We start from the raw sequence: 3,455 nt of genomic DNA on the forward strand, positions 1-3,455 counted from the left end.
GGCCCCCCCCTGCACCCCTGCGCGGGGGGGGGCGGCGCCCCCCCCCCCCCCCGGGGGCGGGCCGCCGCGCCCCCACCGCCCGCAGCTACGCGGGGTCGCCGCTCGGCGGACGCAGGCCGGCCCTGGCCGGGGCGCGGGGCGGTCCCGATGTGCGGATCCGCCGCTGGGCGCGATCAGCCCGCCACCCGCGGTCGGCGCACCCCCGCATCACCCTCCTCAGTGGCCGTTCTGGGCCAGCCGCAGCAGATGTTCGGCGAGCGCCTGGCCTCCGGACGGATCCCGGCTGATCAGCAGCAGCGTGTCGTCGCCGGCGATCGTCCCCAGGATGTCGTGCAGCTCGGCCTGGTCGATCGCCGACGCCAGGAACTGCGCAGCCCCCGGAGGGGTACGCAGGACCACGAGATTGGCGGAGGCCTCCGCGGAGATCAGCAGCTCCTGGGACAGGCGCCGCATCCGCTCCTCCTTCACCGACTCCCCCAGCGGCGCGCGGGGCGTGCGGAAGCCGCCCTCGCTCGGGACCGCGTAGATCAGGTCGCCGTCGGTGTTGCGGATCTTCACCGCGTTCAGCTCGTCCAGATCCCGGGACAGTGTCGCCTGGGTGACGCTCAGTCCGTCGTCGGCGAGGAGCTTCGCCAACTGGCTCTGCGAGCGGACCGGTTGCCGGTTGAGGATGTCCACGATCCGGCGGTGGCGTGCGGTGCGGGTCTGCGGCACGGCAGGTCCCGCGGTCTGGTCGTGCTCCTGCGCGTGGCTCATCGTCGTCTCATTCCCCGGATCGTCCGTCCCCGTTCGCTGCGTCGAGGATGCCGGGCAGTGCCTGGAGGAGGGCGTCCGTCTCGTCGTCGCCGAGGTTCAGCGGCGGCATCAGCCGTACGACGTCGGGGGCGGGCGCGTTCACCAGGAAACCGGCCTCCTGAGCCGCCTGCTGCACCTGGTGCGCGAGCGGCTCCGTGAGCACGATACCCAGGAGGAGGCCCGCGCCCCGGACATGGGCTATCGACGAGTGGCCCAGCGACTCGATTCCGTCCCGCAGCGTGGCGCTCTGGCGCTTGACGTTCTCCAGCAGGCCCTCGTCGGCGATGGTGTCGAGGACGGCGAGTCCGGCGGCACAGGCGACCGGGTTGCCGCCGAAGGTCGTGCCGTGGTGACCGGGCCGCAGCAGCTCGGCGGCCCGTCCGAAGGCCACGGTGGCGCCGAGCGGCAGACCGCCGCCCAGCCCCTTCGCCAAGGTCACGACGTCCGGCAGGACGCCCTCGTGGGCCTGGTACTCGAACCAGTGCCCGGTGCGCCCGATGCCGGTCTGCACCTCGTCGAGGACGAGGAGGGACCCGGTGGCGGCCGTGATCGCCCGCGCCGCCTTCAGATAGCCGGCCGGGGGCACGACGACCCCGTTCTCGCCCTGGATGGGCTCGATGACCACGAGGGCGGTCTCCTCCGTGACCGCGGCGGCCAGAGCCTGGGCGTCGCCGTAGGGCACATGCGTGACGTCGCCGGGCAGCGGCAGGAAGGGCTCCTGCTTGCCGGGCTGGCCGGTGAGGGCGAGGGCGCCCATCGTGCGGCCGTGGAAGCCGCCCTGGGTGGCGACCATATGGGTGCGCCCGGTCAGCCGGCCGATCTTGAAGGCGCCCTCGTTGGCCTCGGCGCCGGAGTTGCAGAAGAAGACCTTGCCGTCGCGGCCGAAGAGCTGGAGGAGGCGTTCGGCGAGGGCGACGGGCGGTTCGGCGACGAAGAGGTTGGAGACATGGCCGAGGGAGGCGATCTGCCTGCTGACGGCCTCGACGACGGCCGGGTGGGCGTGGCCGAGCGCGTTGACCGCGATGCCGCCGACGTAGTCGACGTACTCCTTGCCGTCGGCGTCCCACAGCCTGGCGCCGGCACCGCGGACCAGGGGCAGCCGCGGGGTGCCGTAGTTGTTCATGAGCGCGCCCTGCCAGCGCTGGGTCAGCTCTTCGTTGGCGGTCATGCGGCATCCCCCTCTTGCTCGTCGGGCACGACCATGGTGCCGATGCCCTCGTCGGTGAAGATCTCCAGCAGGATCGAATGCTGGACCCGGCCGTCGATGACGCGGGCGGTGTGGACTCCGTTGCGCACGGCGTGCAGGCAGCCCTCCATCTTCGGCACCATGCCGGAGGACAGCTCCGGCAGGAGTTTCTCCAGTTCGGTGGCGGTGAGGCGGCTGATCACCTCGTCGGAGTCCGGCCAGTCCTCGTAGAGGCCCTCGACGTCGGTGAGGACCATGAGTGTCTCGGCGCCCAGTGCCGCAGCGAGTGCCGCAGCCGCCGTATCAGCATTGACGTTGTAGACATGTCCGTCGTCCTGGCTACGGGCGATCGACGAGACGACCGGGATGCGGCCGTCGGCGAGCAGGGCCTCGATCGCGCCCGTGTCGATCTCGGTGATCTCGCCCACCCGCCCGATGTCGACGTACTCGCCGTCGATCCGGGGCTGGTGCTTGGTGGCGGTGATGGTGTGGGCGTCCTCGCCGGTGAGGCCGACGGCGAACGGACCGTGCTGGTTGAGCAGTCCGACCAGCTCGCGCTGCACCTGTCCGGCGAGCACCATCCGTACGACGTCCATGGCGTCCTCGGTGGTGACCCTGAGGCCCGCCTTGAACTCGCTGACGATGCCGTGCCGGTCGAGGGCGGCGCTGATCTGCGGGCCGCCGCCGTGCACGACGACCGGCCTGAGGCCGGCGTGCCGCAGGAAGACCACGTCCTGGGCGAAGGCCGCCTTCAGCTCCTCGTTCACCATGGCGTTCCCGCCGAACTTGATGACGACGGTCTTGCCGTGGTGCCGGGTCAGCCAGGGCAGCGCCTCGATGAGGATCTGGGCCTTCGGCAGGGCCGTGTGCTTACGAGTCGTTCCTGTGCTCATGAGGAGTAGGCGCTGTTCTCGTGGACGTAGTCGGCGGTCAGGTCGTTGGTCCAGATGGTGGCGGTCTCGCCGCCGGCGGCGAGGTCGGCGACGATGTGCACCTCGCGGTATCGCATGTCGACCAGCTCGCGGTCCTCGCCGACACCGCCGTTCTTGCACACCCAGACGCCGTTGATGGCGACGTTGAGCTGGTCGGGCTCGAAGGCGGCCCGCGTGGTGCCGATGGCGGACAGGACCCGGCCCCAGTTGGGGTCCTCGCCGTGGATGGCGCACTTGAGGAGGTTGTTGCGGGCGATGGAGCGGCCCACCTCGACGGCGTCGTCCTCGGTCGCGGCGTTGATCACCTCGACCTTGATGTCCTTGCTGGCGCCCTCGGCGTCCCGGATGAGCTGCCGGCCGAGGTCGTCGCAGACGGCGCGAACGGCCTCGGCGAACTCCTCGTACTCCGGGGTGACCCCGGCGGCGCCGGAGGAGAGCAGCAGCACGGTGTCGTTGGTGGACATGCAGCCGTCGGAGTCGACGCGGTCGAAGGTGACCCTGGTGGCGGCGCGCAGGGCGCGGTCGAGGACCTCGGTCTCCAG

General features: G+C 71.5%; 4 protein-coding genes. All 4 read right to left on the reverse strand.

Annotated elements, in window-relative coordinates:
• Window positions 1–216: 216 nt before the first annotated feature.
• Entirely contained in the window at window positions 217–756 is a 540-nt protein-coding gene (locus ACFW2E_RS43680) for an arginine repressor (protein ID WP_384476789.1), read from the reverse strand.
• 7 nt (window positions 757–763) lie between these two features.
• Window positions 764–1,963, reverse strand: coding sequence for an acetylornithine transaminase (locus tag ACFW2E_RS43685; protein ID WP_384476792.1), 1,200 nt, complete (start codon window positions 1,961–1,963; stop codon window positions 764–766).
• On the reverse strand, window positions 1,960–2,874 hold the full coding sequence (gene argB, locus ACFW2E_RS43690; RefSeq protein WP_384476795.1) for an acetylglutamate kinase: 915 nt from the start codon (window positions 2,872–2,874) through the stop codon (window positions 1,960–1,962). Before argB ends, ACFW2E_RS43685 begins: the two co-directional genes overlap by 4 nt.
• A partial coding sequence (locus ACFW2E_RS43695; RefSeq protein ID WP_384476798.1) for a bifunctional ornithine acetyltransferase/N-acetylglutamate synthase occupies window positions 2,871–3,455 on the reverse strand: 585 nt, incomplete at its 5' end. The genes ACFW2E_RS43695 and argB, both read right to left, overlap by 4 nt.

The sequence above is a fragment of the Streptomyces sp. NPDC058964 genome (assembly GCF_042741275.1).
Lineage (GTDB): Bacteria > Actinomycetota > Actinomycetes > Streptomycetales > Streptomycetaceae > Streptomyces.